Annotated in this window: 36 protein-coding genes; 32 read left to right on the top strand and 4 right to left on the bottom strand. The window is 70.2% G+C overall.

The genetic code is table 11. The features are described from left to right. Positions 1-39: 39 nt before the first annotated feature. The 3 genes from IEZ01_RS20605 to IEZ01_RS20595 all read right to left on the bottom strand — a co-directional run bounded on the left by IEZ01_RS20605 (position 40) and on the right by IEZ01_RS20595 (position 2023). The gene (locus IEZ01_RS20605; protein ID WP_189203097.1) at positions 40-1302 is read right to left on the bottom strand and encodes a tyrosine-type recombinase/integrase; all 1263 of its coding nucleotides are present in this window, start codon (positions 1300-1302) and stop codon (positions 40-42) included. Further along, complete coding sequence (locus IEZ01_RS20600; RefSeq protein ID WP_189203095.1) at positions 1286-1492, bottom strand: hypothetical protein; 207 nt, start codon at positions 1490-1492, stop codon at positions 1286-1288. Before IEZ01_RS20600 ends, IEZ01_RS20605 begins: the two co-directional genes overlap by 17 nt. A gap of 123 nt (positions 1493-1615) precedes the next feature. Beyond that, complete coding sequence (locus IEZ01_RS20595; protein WP_189203093.1) at positions 1616-2023, bottom strand: helix-turn-helix domain-containing protein; 408 nt, start codon at positions 2021-2023, stop codon at positions 1616-1618. Between the two features lie 237 nt (positions 2024-2260). Here IEZ01_RS20595 and IEZ01_RS20590 point away from each other — a divergent pair, with 237 nt between their 5' ends. The 25 genes from IEZ01_RS20590 to IEZ01_RS20470 all read left to right on the top strand — a co-directional run bounded on the left by IEZ01_RS20590 (position 2261) and on the right by IEZ01_RS20470 (position 13697). Continuing rightward, positions 2261-2545 (top strand): helix-turn-helix domain-containing protein, encoded by a 285-nt coding sequence (locus IEZ01_RS20590; protein WP_189203092.1) that lies wholly within the window; start codon positions 2261-2263, stop codon positions 2543-2545. Then, entirely contained in the window at positions 2472-2690 is a 219-nt protein-coding gene (locus IEZ01_RS20585; protein WP_229833101.1) for a helix-turn-helix domain-containing protein, read from the top strand. The genes IEZ01_RS20590 and IEZ01_RS20585 overlap by 74 nt, the downstream gene beginning before the upstream one ends. Positions 2691-2771: 81 nt before the next feature. Further along, positions 2772-3053: a hypothetical protein gene (locus IEZ01_RS20580; protein WP_189203089.1), complete on the top strand. Its 282-nt coding sequence runs from the start codon at positions 2772-2774 to the stop codon at positions 3051-3053. After that, positions 3050-3502 (top strand): hypothetical protein, encoded by a 453-nt coding sequence (locus IEZ01_RS20575; RefSeq protein WP_189203087.1) that lies wholly within the window; start codon positions 3050-3052, stop codon positions 3500-3502. The genes IEZ01_RS20580 and IEZ01_RS20575 overlap by 4 nt, the downstream gene beginning before the upstream one ends. Beyond that, the gene (locus IEZ01_RS20570; RefSeq protein ID WP_189203085.1) at positions 3499-3858 is read left to right on the top strand and encodes a hypothetical protein; all 360 of its coding nucleotides are present in this window, start codon (positions 3499-3501) and stop codon (positions 3856-3858) included. The genes IEZ01_RS20575 and IEZ01_RS20570 overlap by 4 nt, the downstream gene beginning before the upstream one ends. A gap of 69 nt (positions 3859-3927) precedes the next feature. Continuing rightward, positions 3928-4152, top strand: coding sequence for a hypothetical protein (locus IEZ01_RS20565; protein ID WP_189203083.1), 225 nt, complete (start codon positions 3928-3930; stop codon positions 4150-4152). Next, a complete protein-coding gene (locus tag IEZ01_RS20560; RefSeq protein ID WP_189203081.1) occupies positions 4149-4472 on the top strand; it encodes a hypothetical protein in 324 nt (107 codons plus the stop codon). Before IEZ01_RS20565 ends, IEZ01_RS20560 begins: the two co-directional genes overlap by 4 nt. Next, complete coding sequence (locus IEZ01_RS20555; RefSeq protein ID WP_189203079.1) at positions 4469-5356, top strand: PD-(D/E)XK nuclease-like domain-containing protein; 888 nt, start codon at positions 4469-4471, stop codon at positions 5354-5356. Before IEZ01_RS20560 ends, IEZ01_RS20555 begins: the two co-directional genes overlap by 4 nt. Further along, positions 5353-6171 (top strand): hypothetical protein, encoded by an 819-nt coding sequence (locus tag IEZ01_RS20550; protein WP_229833099.1) that lies wholly within the window; start codon positions 5353-5355, stop codon positions 6169-6171. The genes IEZ01_RS20555 and IEZ01_RS20550 overlap by 4 nt, the downstream gene beginning before the upstream one ends. Continuing rightward, positions 6171-6515 carry a hypothetical protein gene (locus IEZ01_RS20545; RefSeq protein WP_189203077.1) on the top strand — a complete coding sequence of 115 codons (345 nt, stop codon included), beginning with the start codon at positions 6171-6173 and terminating at the stop codon, positions 6513-6515. The genes IEZ01_RS20550 and IEZ01_RS20545 overlap by 1 nt, the downstream gene beginning before the upstream one ends. After that, positions 6512-7066, top strand: a complete 555-nt coding sequence (locus tag IEZ01_RS20540; protein ID WP_229833097.1) for a helix-turn-helix domain-containing protein — start codon at positions 6512-6514, stop codon at positions 7064-7066. Before IEZ01_RS20545 ends, IEZ01_RS20540 begins: the two co-directional genes overlap by 4 nt. Continuing rightward, complete coding sequence (locus tag IEZ01_RS35910) at positions 7063-7503, top strand: WhiB family transcriptional regulator (protein ID WP_189203075.1); 441 nt, start codon at positions 7063-7065, stop codon at positions 7501-7503. Before IEZ01_RS20540 ends, IEZ01_RS35910 begins: the two co-directional genes overlap by 4 nt. Beyond that, on the top strand, positions 7500-8078 hold the full coding sequence (locus IEZ01_RS35905; RefSeq protein WP_189203074.1) for a WhiB family transcriptional regulator: 579 nt from the start codon (positions 7500-7502) through the stop codon (positions 8076-8078). Before IEZ01_RS35910 ends, IEZ01_RS35905 begins: the two co-directional genes overlap by 4 nt. Beyond that, positions 8075-8284, top strand: a complete 210-nt coding sequence (locus IEZ01_RS20525; RefSeq protein WP_189203072.1) for a hypothetical protein — start codon at positions 8075-8077, stop codon at positions 8282-8284. Before IEZ01_RS35905 ends, IEZ01_RS20525 begins: the two co-directional genes overlap by 4 nt. Before the next feature lie 31 nt (positions 8285-8315). Beyond that, positions 8316-9107, top strand: coding sequence for a helix-turn-helix domain-containing protein (locus IEZ01_RS20520; protein WP_189203070.1), 792 nt, complete (start codon positions 8316-8318; stop codon positions 9105-9107). Beyond that, positions 9104-9784: a zinc finger domain-containing protein gene (locus tag IEZ01_RS20515; protein ID WP_189203068.1), complete on the top strand. Its 681-nt coding sequence runs from the start codon at positions 9104-9106 to the stop codon at positions 9782-9784. Before IEZ01_RS20520 ends, IEZ01_RS20515 begins: the two co-directional genes overlap by 4 nt. Continuing rightward, positions 9781-10077, top strand: coding sequence for a hypothetical protein (locus IEZ01_RS20510; protein WP_189203066.1), 297 nt, complete (start codon positions 9781-9783; stop codon positions 10075-10077). Before IEZ01_RS20515 ends, IEZ01_RS20510 begins: the two co-directional genes overlap by 4 nt. Next, positions 10074-10265 (top strand): hypothetical protein, encoded by a 192-nt coding sequence (locus tag IEZ01_RS20505; protein ID WP_189203064.1) that lies wholly within the window; start codon positions 10074-10076, stop codon positions 10263-10265. Before IEZ01_RS20510 ends, IEZ01_RS20505 begins: the two co-directional genes overlap by 4 nt. A 14-nt stretch (positions 10266-10279) precedes the next feature. Further along, positions 10280-10528 (top strand): hypothetical protein, encoded by a 249-nt coding sequence (locus IEZ01_RS20500; protein ID WP_189203062.1) that lies wholly within the window; start codon positions 10280-10282, stop codon positions 10526-10528. Between the two features lie 42 nt (positions 10529-10570). Further along, complete coding sequence (locus tag IEZ01_RS20495; protein WP_189203060.1) at positions 10571-10888, top strand: hypothetical protein; 318 nt, start codon at positions 10571-10573, stop codon at positions 10886-10888. Positions 10889-10974: 86 nt separating this feature from the next. Next, a complete protein-coding gene (locus tag IEZ01_RS20490; RefSeq protein ID WP_189203058.1) occupies positions 10975-11157 on the top strand; it encodes a hypothetical protein in 183 nt (60 codons plus the stop codon). Positions 11158-11228: 71 nt separating this feature from the next. After that, a complete protein-coding gene (locus tag IEZ01_RS20485) occupies positions 11229-12083 on the top strand; it encodes a hypothetical protein (RefSeq protein WP_189203056.1) in 855 nt (284 codons plus the stop codon). Beyond that, the gene (locus IEZ01_RS20480) at positions 12083-12379 is read left to right on the top strand and encodes a hypothetical protein (RefSeq protein ID WP_189203054.1); all 297 of its coding nucleotides are present in this window, start codon (positions 12083-12085) and stop codon (positions 12377-12379) included. The genes IEZ01_RS20485 and IEZ01_RS20480 overlap by 1 nt, the downstream gene beginning before the upstream one ends. Before the next feature lie 112 nt (positions 12380-12491). Next, positions 12492-12950, top strand: a complete 459-nt coding sequence (locus IEZ01_RS20475) for a hypothetical protein (RefSeq protein WP_189203052.1) — start codon at positions 12492-12494, stop codon at positions 12948-12950. Between the two features lie 39 nt (positions 12951-12989). Continuing rightward, complete coding sequence (locus IEZ01_RS20470) at positions 12990-13697, top strand: hypothetical protein (protein WP_189203050.1); 708 nt, start codon at positions 12990-12992, stop codon at positions 13695-13697. Between the two features lie 60 nt (positions 13698-13757). On the opposite strand, the gene IEZ01_RS20465 is transcribed toward IEZ01_RS20470, so the two are convergent. Then, the gene (locus IEZ01_RS20465) at positions 13758-14045 is read right to left on the bottom strand and encodes a hypothetical protein (protein ID WP_189203048.1); all 288 of its coding nucleotides are present in this window, start codon (positions 14043-14045) and stop codon (positions 13758-13760) included. 182 nt (positions 14046-14227) lie between these two features. Between IEZ01_RS20465 and IEZ01_RS20460 the strand changes: the two genes are divergently transcribed. The 7 genes from IEZ01_RS20460 (at position 14228) to IEZ01_RS20435 (ending at position 17806) form a co-directional block, all read left to right on the top strand. Continuing rightward, the gene (locus tag IEZ01_RS20460) at positions 14228-14536 is read left to right on the top strand and encodes a hypothetical protein (protein WP_189203046.1); all 309 of its coding nucleotides are present in this window, start codon (positions 14228-14230) and stop codon (positions 14534-14536) included. Beyond that, positions 14536-15387 carry a protein transporter Sec31 gene (locus tag IEZ01_RS20455; RefSeq protein ID WP_189203044.1) on the top strand — a complete coding sequence of 284 codons (852 nt, stop codon included), beginning with the start codon at positions 14536-14538 and terminating at the stop codon, positions 15385-15387. The genes IEZ01_RS20460 and IEZ01_RS20455 overlap by 1 nt, the downstream gene beginning before the upstream one ends. After that, complete coding sequence (locus tag IEZ01_RS20450) at positions 15387-15887, top strand: hypothetical protein (RefSeq protein ID WP_189203042.1); 501 nt, start codon at positions 15387-15389, stop codon at positions 15885-15887. Before IEZ01_RS20455 ends, IEZ01_RS20450 begins: the two co-directional genes overlap by 1 nt. Further along, on the top strand, positions 15884-16474 hold the full coding sequence (locus IEZ01_RS20445; RefSeq protein WP_189203040.1) for a hypothetical protein: 591 nt from the start codon (positions 15884-15886) through the stop codon (positions 16472-16474). The genes IEZ01_RS20450 and IEZ01_RS20445 overlap by 4 nt, the downstream gene beginning before the upstream one ends. A gap of 130 nt (positions 16475-16604) precedes the next feature. Then, complete coding sequence (locus IEZ01_RS35705) at positions 16605-16739, top strand: hypothetical protein (protein WP_267907278.1); 135 nt, start codon at positions 16605-16607, stop codon at positions 16737-16739. A 279-nt stretch (positions 16740-17018) separates the two neighbouring features. Next, positions 17019-17420, top strand: coding sequence for a hypothetical protein (locus tag IEZ01_RS20440; protein ID WP_189203038.1), 402 nt, complete (start codon positions 17019-17021; stop codon positions 17418-17420). Between the two features lie 86 nt (positions 17421-17506). Beyond that, positions 17507-17806: an HNH endonuclease gene (locus IEZ01_RS20435; RefSeq protein ID WP_189203036.1), complete on the top strand. Its 300-nt coding sequence runs from the start codon at positions 17507-17509 to the stop codon at positions 17804-17806. Positions 17807-18177 lie beyond the last annotated feature (371 nt).

Raw genomic sequence — 18177 nt, 5'->3', positions numbered from 1 at the left:
GCGCTCTCCGCCTGGAACATCCAGTGGTGTTGCTCCGGACTACCCGCTGACCTGCTTGAGAGCACCTTTCGACCTCCGAGATTCCGGAATCCTTCCGCCCTGCTGCGGAGATTCCTTCTCGGCACCAGTCTCACCCGGCTTAGCCCAGGCCGCATCCAGAACCTCCCGCGTCTGCTCCTCCGCCTCCGCGAAGAGGTGCGCGTACACCCGCAGCGTGGTCATGACGTCCTTGTGCCCGAGCCGCTTCTGCACCACCTTCGGGTTCTCCCCGCCGGCAATGAGTACCGAGGCGTAGTGGTGGCGGAAGTCGTGCATGTGCCGGGGCGGCGACTTGGCGTAGCGGCAGGTCTGCTTCAGAGCCCAGTCGATCGTGGACTCCCCGACCGGCAGGCGGTTCGGCATTCGAAAGATCAGCCCAGCCCACTCTCCCTCAGTCGCGGGCGGGTGGGCCGCTACGTACGCGGCGAGGAGGTCCACCGTGCGCTGGCTGAGTGGCAATACCCGCTTGCCCGCGCCGGTCTTCAGCTTGTCGAGGTACAGGCCCTTCCCAGCCTCGTACACCACCTGTTCGTCCACGTGGTAGAGCCTGCGGAGGAAGTCAACCTTCTCCAGGCGCATACCACGCAGCTCGCCCGAGCGGAGCCCAGTCTGGGCGTCGACCTCGAACATGGCCGCCCACAGGGGCTTGTAGGCGTGCTCGACGAGGAGCTGGACTTCGGCGATGTCCGGCGGGTACACGTCCGACTGAACCAACATGGGCGCCTTGATCCCGTCAAACGGGCTCACGGCAATGACCCGGTCGATGACGGCCAGGCGGAACACGCCTCGCACGTACCGGGCAACACGGTTGGGGTAGCTGCGGGAGAGTTCGTACTTACTCGTGAGCAGTTGCTGCCACGCACCGGCCTCGGACGGCCGGATGGAGCGGATCTGCCGGTTACCCCATTCGGGGATGAGGTAGCGGTCGAGGGCGCCTTTGTACTCCTTGACGCTGCGTCCGATGATGTTCTGCGCGGGCAGCCAGGTCTCCAGGGCGTACTTCTCGACGGTGATGGTGCCGGCCTTGGGGTCGAGCCAGGAGCCGGTCTGCTTGGCCGACTCCTGCTTGACGATCTCGTTCTCGGCTTCGGTCTTCGTCTTGTGGAGCGACGTGATCTCACACCCGTTGGGGTCGTCGTAGCGGGCCTGCCACCGCTTGCCGCTGCCGTGGGCCTTGGATGCGACGAGGCCCTTGTGCTCGCCGCACTCTGCCTCGCCCTTGGCCGGGCGGGTCTTGTGCCAGCGGTCAGCGACGTACCCCATGCAGTGCTCCGAGGATCAGGCCGGCGTCCAGTCCGACGCCGAGGAGGGCGGCCACGGCCTGGTGGCGCAGTTCGGGGCTGCGCCCGGCCGCGGAGTTGATGACGGCGACGGGTCGGCCGTGGAGGTGGGCGGTGAATGCGGCGACCCTCGGCCCGAGGTTAGCGGCAACGACGGCTGGTTTTTCGGGCATGCGACAACCCCCGTGCGTAGGTGCTCCGGAGCGATCAACTCCGGGTGCCAGGAGAATATGCCGCGTGACCGCTTGGTCGCTATCCGTATGCAGGTTCTGTTCAAAGTTGTACGCAATCCGTCTTCAGATCAGGCCTTCTCGACGCAAAGCATCCAGCGCCGCCTTGGTCGCAGCCTTGATCTCGGCGCCCGTGGCGCCGTCCATGTGACGCACCATCGAGTTCGTGAGGATCTCCCCGAGACGCTCCTCGTCGATGAGGGGCTGGACCGGAGCGTCCACCCATCCGCCGGGGACGTCGCCGCCGTCGAGCACGGTATCGACCGAGCCTGGTGGCCAGCCCAGAGCCTTCGCGATGGCGGGGACGGTGTAGGGCATCCGCGCCTTGGGGACGGTGCCGGCCTCGGCGGACTGGACGCTGCCGATGGATACGTTCGCGCGCTCGGCCAGCTCGCCCTGACTGAGGCCCTGGGCTTGCCTGCCATGGGCGAGAGCGTGGCCGAGCCGGGCCCACATCTTGGGGTCGCGGTTCATGGGGGGTGGCCGCCTCTCGTGCTGTCGTTACTCCGTCTGCGTCTGCCCGACGCCGGGCACCGATAGGCACCGTTGGGCAACAGATTAAGGCTAGATCGCCAACGAGGCGAGACCGGATCCAGTCGTCCTCTTCGCTTTTATTAGGCAACCCTCACACGTCACACACACAAGACCTTTCAATAAGTTTCCTTGCGTTCCTCGTTGCGTCGTTGGGTTTCGTTGTGTAGCGTCGGAGACGTGCAGCCCGATGGATCAGAAATCCGACGGCAGCGCGAACTGAGTGGCTACGGCCTGCGCAGATTCGCCAACGCCGCCCAGATCAACGCCGGTTACCTGTCGCGCATCGAACGCGGCCTAAGGAGCCCCCAACCCGAGGTCATGGCCCGCATCGCCGATGTCCTCGGATGTCGGATTGCAGACCTCCAACGAGACAGAACGGAGACCAACGATGAGCGAGACGAGCACCGCCTCGCCGTTCATGACGACGAAGGAACTCGCCGCCATCCTCCACACGACGACTAACGCCGTCCTGATCATGCGCCACCGCGGCCAGGCGCCCCAGGGGATGCGCAGGGGCCGGCAGGTCCTGTTCCGGCGCACCACCGTCGAGGCGTGGCTCGCGGCCTGCGAGGCCGCCGACGAGCTCGGCCAGCGCGCCGCTGCCTGACCCATGAAAACGGGGCCGCCCGGACCGGGCCTGGTCCGTATGCGACCCCTCGGCACCCTCAACCCAACGAATCGAGGAACCGTGAGTATCACCCTACCCACCAACATCCCCACCGGGGACCGGCGAACGTACCGGGTCGTGTTCACCGCCTCGCTGCCGCCCGCTCCGGTGGCGCTGGTCCTGGTGGATCGTGACGGCGACGTGTGGCGGCAGGCCGGTGTAACGGCCGAGGGCGAGCCGCACATGGTGTGCGACAGCCCGCAGGCCCCGGAGGACGCGGGCGAGGGGCCCTCGTATCCGTGGACGCCGAGCGCGATCGTCGTGTGGTTCGGTCCCGTGCGGACGCTGGGCGGTGCGGCATGAACGCGGCCCGTGTGACCGCGGCGGCCGGGGTGATCCTGGCTGCGATGCAGACCCGGCAGACGGCTGCGGGTATCGCGGCGGCGCTGGAGTCGGCGTGCTTGCTCCAGTCGCCGGAGATCGCGGCGGAGATGTCCGCGCTGCGGGCCCGGGTGGCCGAACTGGAGGCGGAGCGGCACTCGACGAACGAGGCGCTGTCCGACGCGGCGCAGGCGCTGCGGGTGCAGCGGGACCGGATCACCGGACTGGAGGCGCTGACGCCCGCGCCGATCCAGACGTGCCGGACCTGCGGCGCTGGCTACACCTACGGCCAGCCCTGCAGCACCTGCGAGTTCCAGGCCCGCATGGCCACCGAGCTGGCCGCCCGGCAGCGCCAGCAGGAGGACCCGCACGACGGGCCGAACCATCACGACTACGCGCTCGGCCGCGACCTGCCCGAGGTGACGTCGTGAGCGCATACATGAGCCGCGGTGCTGGCGTCCTCGTCAAGCTCCGCGTCGAGCACCGCCTCACCCTCGAAGAGCTCTCTCTCGTGCTGTTCGCCACGCACTGGGACGTCGAGGACGAAGAGCACTTCACCGTGGCCGATGTCCGTCAGGCCGTCGCGGCCCGGCTCGTACAGGAGGGTTCGGACGCCGTGCTGTCGGCGTCCGACCGGATCAGCGAGGCGGACGAAGACGAGGAGCGGGAGCAGGTCACGGCTCGTCTGGCGTGGGCGCGGCGCCTGGTCGCCAAGGCGTACCGCCGGGACTTCGCCAAGTTCCCGGCGGAGCTGGCCGCGTTCGAGGCGGCAGGTGAGCCGTCGTGATTCTCCTCTTCGCCCTCGCGTTCGCGTTCCTCGTCTTCTGGCTCCTCGAACTGCTCCTCGGAGGCACCGATGCCCGCTGACCGCTTCTGTGACTGCGGCACCAGCGACCTGGTGCACGGCCCGGACTGTGCCCGCTGGGACGTCCCGTACGCGCCGGACCCGGCCGAGCTGGCTGCGGCCGAGGACGGCTACCCGTACTGCCGCTCGGCGATCCGGCACCCCTCGCACGCCGCGACCCGCCGGCACTTCAAGACCAACCCGCTGCCGAAGCAGCAGAGCCGGAGCGCCGCATGACTGCCGACGAGTGGAACGCCCTGTACCCGGTGGGCACGCGTGTCGTCGCCTACCCCGGTGTCCGACCGGACAACCCGCTCGCAGTCGGTGTCCGGCGGGCGAAGGCCGAGGGCCGGTTCGTCGACCCGCGTGACGTCGACCTCGCCCGCAGTCTGGACACAACAACCCGCAGTCGCGCCTGGACGCTCGGGCACGGCTCGCCGGTCGTCGCAGTCGACGGGTATGCGGGCGGTATCTGCCTCACCCACGTCTACCCCGGCGGCCGCTGCCCGACCTGCCGCCGCACGTTCGAGGACTGCACGTGCGGGGGTGCACGATGACCGACACCGCGCAGGCCGGGGCGGTCGAGGCCCCGGCCGCCGGGCCCATCGAGCCCGGCCTGTACTCCAACCTCCCCGCCGAGCAGTACCACGCGCACCGCGACTCCCTGTCGTCGACCGGCGCCCGCACGATCTTGAAGGCCCCGGCCCTGTTCCGGTACGAGCAGGACCACCCGCAGCCGCGCCGCGCCGTGTTCGACTTCGGCACCGCCGCACACAAGCTGGTCCTCGGCGACGGCCCGGAGCTGGTCGCCATCGAGGCGGACGACTGGCGTACGAAGGCTGCCCGCGCCGAGCGCGACGCGGTCGAGGCCGCCGGTGGAATCGCGCTCCTGGCCACCGACTACGACCGCGTGCACGACATGGCCGACACCCTGCGCCGCCACCCCATCGCCTCTGCGGTGTTCGCGCCAGGCGCGGGCCGGCCGGAACAGTCGCTGTTCTGGCGGGACGCCCCGACCGGTGTGCTGCGGCGGGCCCGGCTGGACTGGCTGCCGCACCCGCGCGGCGGCCGGACGATCGTCGCCGACTACAAGACCACCGCCTGTGCCTCCCCGGAGGCGCTGGCCCGGTCGGTCGACACCTACGGCTACCACCAGCAGGCCGCCTGGTACCTCGACGGCGTCCGCGCCCTCGAACTCGGCGACGAGTCTGCGGTGTTCCTGCTGGTCTTCCAGGAGAAGACCGCGCCGTATCTGATCACGGTCGTGCAGCTCGACCTGCTGACGCTGCGGGTCGGTGCCGCGAAGAACCGCCGCGCCCTTCAGCTCTACGCCGAGTGCGCCGCGTCCGGCCGCTGGCCCGGCTACGTGCCGGACGACCAACCCCACTTCCTTTCCCTGCCCACGTGGGCCCTCGCCCGCGACACCGAGGAGTACCTGTGAACCAGCCCATCGAACGCATGACCCCGGCCGCCGCACCCGCGCGGGTCGGGCAGGGCACCGCCGTGGAGCAGTCCCGCGCGGTCGCCGAGGTCCAGGCCGCCATCGTCGTCGCCCAGCAGTGCCCCCGGGACATCTCCGCCGCCATCGCCGAGATGCGGCAGTCCTGCCAGCAGCCGTACCTCGCCGAGCGGGCGTTCTACCGGTTCCCCCGCTCCGGGCAGACAGTGTCCGGGCCGTCCGTGCACCTGGCCCGTGAGCTGGCCCGCTGCTGGGGCAACGTGCAGTACGGGCTCGCCGAGCTCCGCCGCGACGACGAGTACGGCGAGTCCGAGATGCAGGCGTACGCCTGGGACGTCGAGAAGAACACCCGTAACAGCTCGACGTTCATCGTGCCGCACAAGAGGGACCAGAAGGGCGGCCCGAAGCAGCTCACCGACATGCGGGACATCTACGAGAACAACGCCAACAACGGTGCCCGCCGCGTTCGTGAGGCGATCTTCGCGATCCTCCCGCCCTGGTTCGTCGAGGAGGCCAAGGAACTGTGCACCCGCACGCTCCGAGACGGCGGCGGCAAGCCTCTGAACCTGCGGATCGCCGACGCGGTCAAGGCGTTCGAGGGCATCGGCATCACCGCGGACCGCATCGAGACGAAGCTCGGCCGGCCGTCGGTGAAGTGGACTGATCACGACGTCGCTCAGCTCCTGGTGTCCTTCCGCTCGATCCAGCAGGGCGAGATCACCGCCGAGGACGAGTTCCCCTCGGTCGTGTCCCTCTCCGAGCTCACCGGCAACACGCAGGCCGGGGAGGTGGCGTGATGCGACTCCCCTTCGTCTCCCGCCGCGCGTTCAGCGCCCTCGCCCTGGCCCACTCGGTCGTCCTCAAGCAGCTGGCCGAGGCGGAGAACGCCGCCCGGCGCCTCCCGCAGAACGAGATCGAGATGGAGCGCAACGACTTGCGGAGGCGCGTGAAGGACCTCGTCGCCACGGTCGACCAGCTCCGCGCCGGGGTCGTCGACGACGCGCAGACCGCGGAACTTCGCCGCCAACTCGCCGTCGAGCGCCGCGCCAACTGCGGCCTGGAGCAGCGCCTGTACGAGATGACGCTCGCCAACCAGCTCCACGACCGGCTCGACGCCCCAAACGAGGAGGAGGCGAAGTGAATGCCACCCGCGCGCAGATTGTCCTCCTTCTCAACGAGGGGCTGAATAACCAGGCCATCGCCCGCCAACTGCGCTGCGACAAGCACCGCGTCGCCGCCATCCGCCGCGAGGAGGGCATCCCGAACGTGCAGCGGCAGCCGCTCACGGTCGAGGAGAAGTGGGCCGCCCGGACGCGGCCCGTTGACGGCGGCCACCTGGAGTGGACCGGCGAGCGCGGCAAATCCGCTGGCACCCCCGTCATGCGGTACAGCGGCCAGTCGTACAGCCCGGCCGCGATCGCGTTCCGCATCCAGCACGGCCGCGCCCCGCAGGGCTACGCGTTCGCCGAGTGCGGGTTCAGGCACTGCGTCGCTCCCGAGCACGTCGACGACGAGACGACCCGCATGCAGACCCGCGAGCAGCTGCGGTACCTGACCGGCGGCCGCGCGCGGAAGCCGCAGTGCGTTCACGGTCATGACCAGTCGGAGCACGGCCGGTACGAAAGCGACGGCACCGCCTACTGCGAGGCGTGCAAGCGCGACAAGACGCGCCGGAAGGCGGTGCCCGCGTGAGCACCTCCGAAACCCCCGCGGCCGGGATGACCACCCTCCCGGGCGCGGGCACCAACTGGAAGGCCGACGGCCGGTGCCGCGAGGTCGACCCCGACCTGTTCTTCCCCGAGGTCGGCACCGGCCAGTCCTCGGCCGCCAAGGCCGTCTGCCTCTCCTGCGAAGTCCGCCTGGAGTGCCTGGAGTACGCGCTCACGCACGGCGAGCAGGGTGTGTGGGGCGGCACGACCGAAGGACAGCGCCGCGCGATCCGCCGCACCCGCCGCGACCAGCCCGAGCGCGAACCCGAGGTCGAGGACGCCAAGAGCCAGAGGAACAGCGTCATCCTCCAGCTCACCCACGCCGGTCTGTCCGCCGCCGAGATCGCCGACCGCCTCGGCTGTGCCGCCCGCACAGTCACCCGCGTACGTACCAGCCGTCGGCAGGAGGCAGCAGCATGAGTACCCGAGGAACCAGCCTCCCCCGGAACCCCGACTGGCGTGACCAGGCCGCGTGCCTGGTCGAGAGCCGCGACCCCGAGGACTTCTTTCCCGCTGGCACCACCGGCATCCATCTCATCCAGGCCAACGACGCCAAGGCGTTCTGCCGCGGATGCCCCGTCGCCCTCACGTGCGCCAGCTGGGCTATCCAGCACCGGGTGTCGGACGGCATCTATGGCGGCCTCACCGAATCACAGCGCCGCCGCATCACCCGCAGAGGTCACCTCACCGACGACGAGATCACCGACCTCGTCAAGGCCGCCTGGGGCAGGGACATCCGGAACCCTCTGGTCGAGGCGTACCTAAACAACTCAGTCCAGGGCAGTAGCGGACACGTCTGGTGGCGGCGGCGCGCCACCACCATCAGCGTCGCCGGACGCGTCTTCACCCCCGCACAGCTGGCGTTCGGAGTCGGCCACGGCCGCGAACCGGACGGCCACGTCAAGGCCACCTGCGGACAGCCGTTCTGCGTAGCCGCGGAACACCTTGCCGACAGCACCCTCCGCCGCCGCGCCCCCGCAAGGGCCACAGCGTGACCACCCCGGACGTGCCCCCGGCGCTCCTGGACTGGCGGGACTCCTCCCACTGGTCCAGGACGCCGAAACCGTGCCGGTACTGCGGCACGGACGCCTACACCCGCGACTCCCGCCGCAAAGCAGCCCACAAAACGTGCGCCGAGCAGGCCCTCGCCCAGCAAGCCGCCGACGCGGCCGAGGCGTACGACGCCGAACGCCTCGCCTGACCCGCACCATCACCGAGAGAAGAGAGATCCCGTGAGCTTCAAGGTCACCAACTGGGTTTGGGCGAACTCCCAGTCCCGTAACGGTGCCCGGCTCGTCATGCTCGCGCTCGCGGACCGCGCGGACGACAACGGGTGCGCGTGGCCGTCCATCGAGGACCTGGCCGACCGCACCCGGCTGTCGCCGCGGGCGGTGCAGAAAGGGATCGCCAGCCTGGTGGAGCTGGGCGAGTTGGACGTGGAGAACGGGGGTGGCCGGCACCGCTCGAACCGGTATCGGATCACTCCCAAACCGCGCACATCTGACGGGGTTGTCGGCCAGGAACCCCGAACGAATGACGGGGTATCGGGTCAGGAAACCCTGAACTTTGAAGCAGAAACCCCGAACTCTGCGACAGAAACCCCGAACTCTACTCCCGGTAACCCCGTCCATAGTGCACCCGAACCCTCAGAGAACCATCAACAGAACCACCAAGGAACCACCCCCTCACGCACCGCCGAAGACACCCTCGTCACAGAGATGCTCGACAAGTGGTGGGAGCAGTACGGCCGTACCACCGCTCAGGCGAAGAGCACCATCCGCCGCGCCATCGCCGACGCGCTCCGCAACGGCCTCGAACCCAGCGTTCTCTGGCAGGCCCTTGAGCGCCTTGGCGAACTCTCCAAGCCCGTCACCGGCGGCACCCTCCAGTTCGCCCTCTCCGAGCTCCGCAAGCCCACGAACGTCATCGCCCTACCCAACGGCCACCCCCTCACCGGTACTGACGCCAAGGTCGCCGGCTGGCTCGCCATCGCCAACCAACTCGCCCAAGGAGACTCCGCATGAACCCGACCGAAGCCGCGGCCCTCCTCGCCCGCTGCGCCGCGTTCGACAACCGGCAGCCCTCCCTCGTCGCCGCCCAGGCGTGGGCCGCAGCCCTCCACGACATCCCGCTCGACCACGACACCGAGGCCGCCGTCGCCGCCTACTACACGACCGCCCCGCAGGACCCCAACCAGCGGCTGTGGATCATGCCCCACCACATCCGCACCCTCCGCAGCAAGATCCGCTCCGCACGGCTGGAGAACTTCCACTACGAAGGCAACCCCGACGAGACCCCCGCCGAGTACCTCACCCGCTACCGCGGCCAGGTCCAGGCCATCGCCTCCGGCCGCATCCCGGCCCCGACGAACCGGCCCATGCTCGACGGCCCCCCGCACCGCGCCGTCGCCCAACTCCTCAGCGGCACCGCGCGCCCCGCAGACGGACCCGACGCCCCCACACCCCGCCCCGCCACCGAACGGCCCCCCACCGGCCCGCTGGGCGTCATCTGCCCCGACTGCGCCGCCCCCATCGGACGCCCCTGCAAGTCCGCATGGCGCCACAAGGCCCGCGCACCCCACCCCGCCCGCCGCCGCGCCGCCGCCGGAGACCCCATCCGCCTCGACAACGACGACACCGTCACCGCCCGCCGCTACCTCGCCACCCAACACCTCGCCCGCACGAACGGAGACGACCAGTGACCGACATCGACACCCGCGACATCACCGCCCTCCGCCAACAAGGCGACCTCGGCAACTACCTCCGCCAAGCCCGCGAACAGGAGGCCAAGACCAACGCCGAACACAAGCGCCTCGTCTACCGCCACCCCAACCTCATCGACCGCCTCCGCGTCCTCGGCCAAGACCCCTGGAACGGCCGCATCCCCCCAGCCGAATGGGGCGGCGCCATCAACACGTCGCCGATCCGCGCCGCCCTCATCGAGATCGTCACCGAAGCCGAGCAGCGCACCACCACCGCCAGGAGCGCCGCATGAACCCCACCCCACCCGCCACCGTCGCCGTCATCACCGCCGCCCTCGACGACTACCGCCTCACCACCCCCACCGACCAACAAACCCCCGCCGGCGCCGCCCACCGCATCGCCGAATACCTCCGCTCCAGCGGCTACGCCATCACCCCACAACCCGCCGCACGCCGACGCCGCCGCACCCCCGCCGCCTGAACCAGGAGACCCACATGCCCGACACCACCACCACCCGCACCTGGCAGCTCACCCCACACACGCTCGCCACCATCGACGACCAGATCGACCAGGACGGGATCTACGCCAAGGGCTACTGGGAGTTCGTCGACGGCAAGAACACCGTCACCGGCCTGCGCATCGGCACCGGCGAGACACGCGTAGTCGCCCGCTTCGGCGACTGGATCACCCGCCACCCCAACGGCCGCTACACCGTCCACGAGCAGCCCCAGCCGGACGCCTGACCGTTCCGGTTCCACCCCACCCGCGCGAAAGGAACAACACCCGTGACCGACTACGACCGCGACCCCGAAGCCCTCGCCTGGGCCCGCACCAAGGTTCAGCACGAAATCGACCGCGCCAACCAGTTCGTCGCCAGCGCCACCACCGTCGGGGACCAGGATGCGGCCGACCGATGGTCATTCGCCGCCAGGCACCTGCGGCGCACTCTCATCGGCGGCGAGGGCTGCGTGATGGGCCGCTTCGACGAACGGCTGCCGGAGTTGCACCGCGCCGTCGACAACGCGCTGCCCGCAGCTGTCGACCGAGCGGTCCGCCGCGACCACTCGTTGTGTGGCGCCGAGCCCTGCTCCGACTGCCGCTGACCCGCCTCGTGATGCACAACAGCCGCCCCTCGCTCGAACCGAGGGGCGGCCACCCCACCCACCGTACCCACACCAGGAGTCACACCATGACCCTCATTCAGTCTCACGACCTCGCTCCGGGCGACGTGATCACAAGCACTCCGACCCCTGTGACCGTGCGGACCGTAGACCACGGCGAAGGCGCGCGCGTCACCGTCAACACCGGCGCCCCGGACGAAGCCAGTGGCTTCGCCTGGCAGTGGGTCACCGTCGACCGCTCCAGCACCTGACCACGCAGCAGCCCGCCCCCGCTTGCCTCGGGGGCGGGCTGACTCCCACCGTACCCACACCAGGAGCAGCCATGACCTTCGAGTACCGCGACCCCACCGGTGAGCTCATCTACTTCGGCCCAGCCGTCGTCAACTGGCACAACCCCACCCAGGCCGTCGCCGTGGAGACCGAGGGCGGCCGCCCGTTGTACTTCGCCGTGGACCACGTCGAGGAAGTCATCGTCACGGTCTGGGACGCCGCCCGCCAGGCCGCCGGACAGACCCCCACCGGGCCCGCGTGCACCTGCCGCTTCGACCCGGCCGCCGAGAAGAACCACCGCCCCTGGTGCGCCATCTGGCCGCTCGGTCCCGCCGCCGGACAGACCGTCTGCATCCACCCCGACGGATACGAGGGCGAATGCCCGTGCGTGACCGACTGCGGATGCTGCAAGGCCACGCCAGCCGCCGAACGGCACTGCGCCTGCAACCATCTGCGGGGCCAGCACAACACCGCCTGCGCCCACTGCCCCTGCGTCGGCTTCGCGGAGACGTGGCCGCCCCAGGCCGCCGGACAGACCCCCACCACCGAGCCCGACCCGGCCACCTCCGACGACCCCACTCCCCTCCGCTGGGGACTCGGCGACGTCCTCTGGAGCGACGACGACACCGTGATCGTCTGCCTGTCCGGACCCGACCGGGAACCGTACTGGCTGGAGCTCGACCCCGAGCGGGCCACCGCACTGCGGGACGACCTCGCCGGGCCGGATCGCGAGGAGCCGGCCGAAGCACAACCCGCCGAAGCGCCGCTCACCGACGCCGAGCGCCAGTTCCTCACCTTCGCCCTCGACCTCGCCGCCGACCGGATGGCGTCGGACGACGGGTTCACCGACGAGGACGAGGCCGCGCTCGCCCGCTTCCGCCGTATGGCCGACGAGGAGACCCACTGATGACCGCCGAGTTCGACGCCCAACTGGTCGCCTACTTCGAGACGCGCGCCCGGCAGCGCGAGCAGGAGATCGACGACCGCCTCGCCGAGCTCACACCGCGCGAACGGGGTCTGATCCGGGACGCGGCCGTCATGGGCTACGTCCTCGGCCGCAGGCACCCCGAAGACAAGCCCCACCCGACGGACACCCTGGTGATGCGAGCCGTCGTCTACGCCGCCCTCCGCGAGGACGGGAACTACTACGCGGTACTCCGGGGCGCCGCCAACCAGTACACCGAGCCGGGGGCCGCCACGTGAGCGGCTGGTGGTGGCTCGCCGCCTGGCCGGTCGCCGCCGTGCTCCTCGCCGCCGCCATCGCCCGCATCGGCTACGCCCTGAAGAAGCGCCGCCCCACACCCCCGGAGTACCGATGACCCAGCCCGAGCAGCCGCCGCCCGACCGTATCTCCCTCGACGAGATGACCAGCGACGCCCTCGACCAGCTGTACACCGAGCTGGAGGAGGCGCGGGCCGAGCAGGCCCGGTTCCGCACCATGTACGACGTCTCCGAGGCCCGCGTGAACGACCTGATCGAGGAGCGGGACAAGCTCTCTGAGCAGCTCACCACCATGACCGACGTCGCCCGCAGCAATCGGCGGCACGTCCGGGCGATCGTCCCTGACCTGGAAGCTGCCACACAGCGCGCCGAACGGGCCGAGGCGCTCCTCCGTGAATACGTGAGCCTGGCCAACGTGACACACCAGTACCCCGCCATGGGCGGCCATGACTGCCTCGCCGAGAACCTCACCTGTGCCGGGTGCGCCCTGCGCGACAAGATCCGCGCCGCCCTCGACGAGCACCAGGAGCAGCCTGGTCCGCCCACACGGTGACCACACCGTACCGCCCCACCCAGCACACGGAGCGCCACGATGACCGCCACCACCCTCCGCACCATCGCCACCCTCTGGCCCGCACTCGACGACGCCCTCGCCGCACCCACCCAACACTCCTGGCCCCCCGTCGAACTCCGCAGCTACCTCGCCGCCATGGAACGCCTCGACATCGACGACCCCACCGCCTACAACACCGCCCGCCGCCAACTCGAACGCTCCCCCGACCAGATCGGGCAACGCCCCATCCCTCTCAACCTCGGCATCCACGACACCATGCGCCTCGTCGAAGCCGCCCTCCACGAGACGTGCGACCAGATCGCCGCCGCCAACCAGCGGGAGCCGATCACTCCCGCGCCCGCGGAGTGGCCCACCCGCGACCGGATCCGCCGCAACAAGCTCGCCAACGCCGACCTCCACCACCCGCACCGCTGGCACTACACCGGACGGCGCCCCGGGGCCGTACACGCCGCCCTGTGGCTCTGTGCGCGCGTGGAGGGCATCGGATGGCCCGGACGGCCCCTCACCGACGTACAGCGCGCCCACGTCGCCTCTGTGGCCGCAGGGGCGCTCCACCGCATCGAGGCCGCCCTGGACCTCGCCGACGGGTCCCGTGAGCTCTCCAGCGCCCACCCGTGCCCCTGCGGCGGCACGATCCAGGTCCACGGCGGCGCCGGAGCCCTGCCGGTCGCGCGGTGCAAGCAGTGCGGCGCGATCTGGTCCGAACGCGGCGTCGTCGCCGCCTGACCCTGGACAGCACGAAGGCCCCCGCCGGAACACCCGGACGGGGGCCTCGCGCAGGCGCGGCTACTCGGCCGCCTTCGGCTTCTTCCCGCGCTCCCCAGCCTCGATCTGCTGCACACGCGTCAGCGAGATCTCCAGCGTCTTCGCGATCTCCCGATAGCTGATCTTCTGCGCCCGCATCGCCACCACAGCCTCTTGCCGGATCTCCCGCAGCCGCGCCCCCTGCACCGGCCACTCCGCAAGCAGCTTCCCCGCTCGCTTCGCGCGCTCGACCGGATCGGCCAGCGCCTCCAGCGAATCGACGGTCTCAGTCACGAGCCGCACCTCCTCATCGTCCGGCCGTTCGGCCACAGCTGCTCCCTTCCGGTTCGGGGGCGCAGCGCACGGTTGCCAACGTACAGCGCCCGCTGTACGGTGACAATCGCCCGCTGTACAGCAGGCGCGAGCGCACCCCCGCGCTCAACAAGTCGACCCGGCCGGTGTGTGAAGGCCCGGCCGGGTCGCGTCCAGCCCCGACAAACCCGGAGCCAGACATGCCTGATCGTACGCACCCGCCCATCCAGGACGAAGCCCTCCGCCAAGCCCGCACCGACGCGCCCATCCGCGACAGCCTCCGCTACATCGCCACCCGGCTCGCCGACCGCCGGCCCCAAGTCCTCATGACCGACGCCGCGCGCCTCGCTATCGCGCTGTCCGCCGCCTACGTCGTCCACCCGCGCAACGACGACGCCGCCGAGCAGCTGGAGCGCGACCTCCTCCAGCGGATGCCGTACGTCGACCGGCCGATCACAAGGGGCGAGTACGCGCTGCTGCTCAACAAGGCCTCCTGGAGCGCCTCCTGATGCGTACCCGCACCGAGCGCCGCGAGCGCCTCGTCCCCCACACCATCGACGGCGAGACCAAGCTCGTCCCCGAGCCGTACGACGTCCAGGTCCCCGCCCCGCCGAAGGACTGGGACCACATCGTCCTCACCGGCGCCCTCGCCGTCGTCGCCGCCGGCCTCGCCATCGTCATCGTCTGGTCCACCTCCTCCATCGGCGACCTCCTCACCCGCACCGACGTCGCCGCGCCCATCGCGTACGCCGCCGCGACCGGGTTCAGCCTCGGCTGGATCGTCTGCATGGCCCTGGAGTGGCTGGCCCGCTACGACCCCGTCCGCATCCAGCGACCCCGCAAGGCCGGACACGTTTTCCTCGCCGCCGACATGGCCGCCGTGTGCGTGCACGGCTGGGTCGTTGACTCGCTGAAGGTCGGGATCATCGGCGCGGTCCTGTCCGGCGGGGCAAAGGCGCTCTGGACGTTGGTCCTCGACCACCAGGCCGCGCCGCTCGACCACCGCACCCAGCAGTGGGTCAACATCAAGCGCGGCGAGATCGGCGGCCGTCTCGCGCTCGGTGCGTCCATGCGCCAGCTCAACCGCGCGGAGAGCCGGGCCGCCGCCGCGGAGGCAGCTCTCCGGACGACTCCGGAGCCTTCTCCGGTAGCTCCGGACGACGAGGAGGTGGCTCCGGACGACGCTCCGCAGCTCCCCTCCACGGGACCCATGACCATGACGGACGCCGTCCGGACAGCCCTCTCGTGCAACATCACCGAGCCCGACGCCGTCCTTCGCTACGTCCGGAAGGTCGCCGACGCCAACGCCAAGGAGGAGTCCGTCGCCCGGACCCTCCGGAGCCTCCGGAGGACCGCCTGATGAATCCCACCCTCGGCGCCGTCCTCATCGGCTTCGGCTTCCTCGTCTGGGAACTCTGCGTCTGGTTCCCCGGCATCAAGGCCCTCCGGACCAACGCCGTCGCCTACCTCGGCGGCCTCCTGCCGTTCCTCATCTGCTGGTGCATCGGCGCCCTCACCGTCATGGTCGTCGGCGGCCTCGTCGGCTGGATCGGCGACACCGCCCTGTGGGGCCTCAACACCTTCGGCGACGGCCTCCTCATCTACGGCGTCGGCGCCCAGGCCGGCACCGCCCCCGGCAGCACCGCCGCCCCGCTCACCCAAGGCGGCCTGTTCATGACCGCCCTCGTCCTCCTCGGCTTCCTCGCCCGCCGCAAGCGCGGCGCCACCGGCTCGAAGTGGCGCGGCTGGGGCTCCGGAATCGGCCTCGGCCTCTCCGCCGGCATCGCCCGCTATGCCGCCGTCCCCCTCGCCTCGGGCGTGAACCTGGCCGGGGCATGGTTCACGGGAGTCATCGCGTGACCGAGCCCAAGAAGGTCGTCGTCACCCAGGAGCCGAGCAGGCTCGCGGGGGGCTGCGTGCTGGCCATCGGGGCGGCAGCCGCTGGGGGAGTCGTCTACGCCTTCCCCGAGCTCGGCTACACCGTGGCCGGGGCGCTCGCCCTCGCCGGGACGCAGCGGGCCCGCGCGTGGGCCGCCGGGCGCCGCCGTTCGGACGCCGACGAACCGAACGAGCAGCCGGTCGACGTCATCGCCGTCCTCCAGGAGCTCGGCGAGGACGGCGGGCACGTCCTCCTCACCCGCCTTCGCGACGCCGCCGGGCTGCCCGACACGAAGGCCGCCCGCGCCCTCCTGGAGGACGCCGGCGTATCCGTCCGCGCGGGCGTACGTACCCCGGGCGGGAACGGGCCCGGCGTCCACGCGACCGATATCCCCCGCGCGAGCGCCACCCCTTCCGGGCGTTGTTTGTGCACGTCAGACGCCAACGCCAACACCAACAACGACCCGGAGCAGGGGCCCGAGAAGGGGTTCCGTGTAGAGCACACCGGCCAGGCCGGGACCACCGTCTACGACCTCTCCGAAACCCACCACCACGCCACCGCCAAGTAGGAGGCCCTCATGGGCAAGTTCAAGACCAGCATGAGCATCGGCGAACTCCGGGACCGCAACGAGGCCACCAAGGCCGCACAGAAGCCGCAGACCCCGCCCCCGCCGCCACCGAAGAAGGGATGATGAACCCATGACGAACGAGCCCTGCGGAGAGTCCGGCTGCTACTGCCACGGCGCCGGACCCGAACACAACGACTGCGCCTGCGGCTGTGACTGCCCCCGCTGCTGGGACTGCCAGCAGCAGACCGACAACTGCGACTGCTGACTGTCGGACCCCCGTCGTACCGTGGAAGCATCAGCCCACAGATCCGATTGCAGCTGATGCCCGCCGCTACTCGGGCCCCCTGCCCCGCCCCGCCGGAACAGCGCCCGGCCCGGCGGGGCTCACTACGTCCGTAGTTGCAAAACCCGCGCCCGTGCCACATCATGGAGGCGTCTCCGGCGTGCCCGGAAACAACAAGCCCCGCCACCGTGCGGGGCTTTCGCGCGTCACAGGTCCATCACAACAACCTCGCGCCCGCCACACATCAGCCACGCTGACCCGATGCGCACACCCACCATCCTCGCCGCGGCCGCAGCCGCCGCACTCATCGCCCTCACCGGATGCTCCGACCCAGACGCAGACCACGCAGGCATGAGCGACGAAGGCACCACCCCACCCCCATACACCGTCATCAAGGACACCAACAAACTCGGTGAACTCCTGGTCCCGAACGCCACCAAAGACAGCGCAACCGCAGCACTGAACGACTGGATCGGCAGGAACATCCGAGACCGCGACACGTTCACCGCCCAGGTAGTCCGCACCCGGGACGCCGGCACCATCGTCTGCCGCGCCACCTACTACGCCGACCAGAAGACCGCCGACGTTCACACCAACGGCACCGTCACGTCCGGGTCATGGCCGCACACCACCATGGAGTGCCCCGACCCGACAGCACCCTGACCTCAGAGCCACAGGGGCGTGGGCGCGGGTTACCGCCCGGGACGACAAAGCCCGGGCGGTAAGCACCAGGGAAGAGGGGAGCGGGCATGGCTGGCCGCCGCGACCTCACCACCTACGACTACCGCAAGGCCCGCGCCCGCTTCCTCACCGAGAACGACGTCTGCCATCTATGTGGCCACCCCAGCGCAGACACGGTCGACCACGTCATCCCAGTGAGCAAGGGCGGCGTCGCCCCCAGCAACCAGGACAACTGGGCCCCCGCCCACGGCGTCAAGGGCTGCCCCACCTGCGGACGCAAGTGCAACGGCGCCAAGAGCGACAAGGCGCCGACCGAGGTGGCCAGGCTGACCACGTCCCGCGACTGGTACGCCGGACCGAGACGTTAGTGCAGGTCAGAAGGATCTGAATCGAGATCGTTTCGATCTGATTTGCAAAATCTTCCGGAATTTTTTTGGAAGATCATCTTCCCAGCCCCGCGCCCAGCTTTTATTTTTGCGTGCGAGGGCCAAAACCTCTGGCAGCGATCTTGAACCCGTAGTCGCCCGCGCTTGATCCGCGCGGGAAGAGAGCCCCGGTGTCTCCAGGCACCGGGGCTTTCGCTTGCCCTGGAGACCCTTATGGCACGCCGCCCTGACCTGCCCTGCTCGCGTTGCGGAATGCTGATGTGGAGGAGCGGGACGTCTCTGTCGGAGGGCAAGGCCGTGTGCCGGCCGTGTCGGCGTGAGAGGCCGGAGCCCTACAGCCGCCCGGAGTTGTA

It is taken from the genome of Streptomyces purpureus (assembly GCF_014648195.1).
GTDB lineage: Bacteria > Actinomycetota > Actinomycetes > Streptomycetales > Streptomycetaceae > Streptomyces > Streptomyces purpureus.
The sequence above is the reverse complement of the archived record's forward strand: the minus strand, read 5'-3'. Positions and strand labels throughout refer to the sequence as shown.

Bases quoted from the DNA above. Each gene is read 5' to 3' on its own strand.
- IEZ01_RS20440 (WP_189203038.1), top strand. From the start codon at position 17,019: ATGCGCACACCCACCATCCTCGCCGCGGCCGCAGCCGCCGCACTCATC.
- IEZ01_RS20605 (WP_189203097.1), bottom strand. From the start codon at position 1,302: ATGGGGTACGTCGCTGACCGCTGGCACAAGACCCGCCCGGCCAAGGGC.
- IEZ01_RS20485 (WP_189203056.1), top strand. From the start codon at position 11,229: ATGACCTTCGAGTACCGCGACCCCACCGGTGAGCTCATCTACTTCGGC.
- IEZ01_RS20500 (WP_189203062.1), top strand. From the start codon at position 10,280: ATGCCCGACACCACCACCACCCGCACCTGGCAGCTCACCCCACACACG.
- IEZ01_RS20475 (WP_189203052.1), top strand. From the start codon at position 12,492: ATGACCCAGCCCGAGCAGCCGCCGCCCGACCGTATCTCCCTCGACGAG.
- IEZ01_RS20455 (WP_189203044.1), top strand. From the start codon at position 14,536: ATGCGTACCCGCACCGAGCGCCGCGAGCGCCTCGTCCCCCACACCATC.
- IEZ01_RS20575 (WP_189203087.1), top strand. From the start codon at position 3,050: ATGAACGCGGCCCGTGTGACCGCGGCGGCCGGGGTGATCCTGGCTGCG.
- IEZ01_RS20565 (WP_189203083.1), top strand. From the start codon at position 3,928: ATGCCCGCTGACCGCTTCTGTGACTGCGGCACCAGCGACCTGGTGCAC.
- IEZ01_RS20450 (WP_189203042.1), top strand. From the start codon at position 15,387: ATGAATCCCACCCTCGGCGCCGTCCTCATCGGCTTCGGCTTCCTCGTC.
- IEZ01_RS20435 (WP_189203036.1), top strand. From the start codon at position 17,507: ATGGCTGGCCGCCGCGACCTCACCACCTACGACTACCGCAAGGCCCGC.
- IEZ01_RS20600 (WP_189203095.1), bottom strand. From the start codon at position 1,492: ATGCCCGAAAAACCAGCCGTCGTTGCCGCTAACCTCGGGCCGAGGGTC.
- IEZ01_RS35905 (WP_189203074.1), top strand. From the start codon at position 7,500: ATGAGTACCCGAGGAACCAGCCTCCCCCGGAACCCCGACTGGCGTGAC.
- IEZ01_RS20460 (WP_189203046.1), top strand. From the start codon at position 14,228: ATGCCTGATCGTACGCACCCGCCCATCCAGGACGAAGCCCTCCGCCAA.
- IEZ01_RS20470 (WP_189203050.1), top strand. From the start codon at position 12,990: ATGACCGCCACCACCCTCCGCACCATCGCCACCCTCTGGCCCGCACTC.
- IEZ01_RS20585 (WP_229833101.1), top strand. From the start codon at position 2,472: ATGAGCGAGACGAGCACCGCCTCGCCGTTCATGACGACGAAGGAACTC.
- IEZ01_RS20505 (WP_189203064.1), top strand. From the start codon at position 10,074: ATGAACCCCACCCCACCCGCCACCGTCGCCGTCATCACCGCCGCCCTC.
- IEZ01_RS20490 (WP_189203058.1), top strand. From the start codon at position 10,975: ATGACCCTCATTCAGTCTCACGACCTCGCTCCGGGCGACGTGATCACA.
- IEZ01_RS20555 (WP_189203079.1), top strand. From the start codon at position 4,469: ATGACCGACACCGCGCAGGCCGGGGCGGTCGAGGCCCCGGCCGCCGGG.
- IEZ01_RS35705 (WP_267907278.1), top strand. From the start codon at position 16,605: ATGACGAACGAGCCCTGCGGAGAGTCCGGCTGCTACTGCCACGGCGCC.
- IEZ01_RS20480 (WP_189203054.1), top strand. From the start codon at position 12,083: ATGACCGCCGAGTTCGACGCCCAACTGGTCGCCTACTTCGAGACGCGC.
- IEZ01_RS20515 (WP_189203068.1), top strand. From the start codon at position 9,104: ATGAACCCGACCGAAGCCGCGGCCCTCCTCGCCCGCTGCGCCGCGTTC.
- IEZ01_RS20560 (WP_189203081.1), top strand. From the start codon at position 4,149: ATGACTGCCGACGAGTGGAACGCCCTGTACCCGGTGGGCACGCGTGTC.
- IEZ01_RS20595 (WP_189203093.1), bottom strand. From the start codon at position 2,023: ATGAACCGCGACCCCAAGATGTGGGCCCGGCTCGGCCACGCTCTCGCC.
- IEZ01_RS20545 (WP_189203077.1), top strand. From the start codon at position 6,171: ATGCGACTCCCCTTCGTCTCCCGCCGCGCGTTCAGCGCCCTCGCCCTG.